This is a genomic window from Kocuria subflava (genome assembly GCF_012163155.1).
Taxonomy (GTDB): Bacteria; Actinomycetota; Actinomycetes; order Actinomycetales; family Micrococcaceae; genus Kocuria; species Kocuria subflava.
The window spans coordinates 1-546 of sequence record NZ_JAAVUN010000215.1 but is presented as its reverse complement, the minus strand read 5'-3'; the positions used below and the strand labels follow the sequence as shown (position 1 = coordinate 546).

The window sequence follows — 546 nt, the reverse complement described above, 5'->3', positions numbered from 1 at the left end:
CGACGACGTCGCCGGCGCCGCCCCGAACCCTCCGAGGTCCCGTAGCCGATCAAGACGTTCCCGGAGCCTTCTGACTCGTCGGAGGCATCGTCTGATGCAGCAGCGGTCTGCTCACCGGGGTCCTGGGACTCCGCGGGAACAGCCCCGGCCCGTTCCTCCTCGCGGTAGGACAGGGCGCCGTCGTCGTTGCCGTTGGCCGAGGAGGGTCCGTCCTCGCCGGTGTCCACGGAGATCAGGGGTTTGCCGACCTCCAGGGTTTCGCCGGTTCCGCCGTGCAGCGTGGTGACCCCGCCCGCCCGGGGGCAGGGGACCTCGACCAGCGACTTGGCGGTCGCGACCTCGGCGATGGGCTGGTCGATCGCAACGGTGTCCCCTTCGGCGACGAGCCAGCGGACCAGGTCGGCCTCCGTGAGGCCTTCACCGAGGTCGGGGAGCAGGAATGTGCGGGGCATGTCAGTCCTCCCACTGCATGTCGTCAATGACGTCCAGGATGCGGTCCACGGGGGGCAGGTGATGCTCCTCCAGCTTGGGCGCGGGGGACGGGGT

1 protein-coding gene is annotated in these 546 nt (G+C 70.3%); it reads right to left on the bottom strand.

The features are described from left to right. On the bottom strand, positions 1-452 hold a 452-nt coding region (locus tag GTW58_RS13830), incomplete at its 3' end, for a biotin/lipoyl-containing protein (RefSeq protein ID WP_342453330.1). Positions 453-546 lie beyond the last annotated feature (94 nt).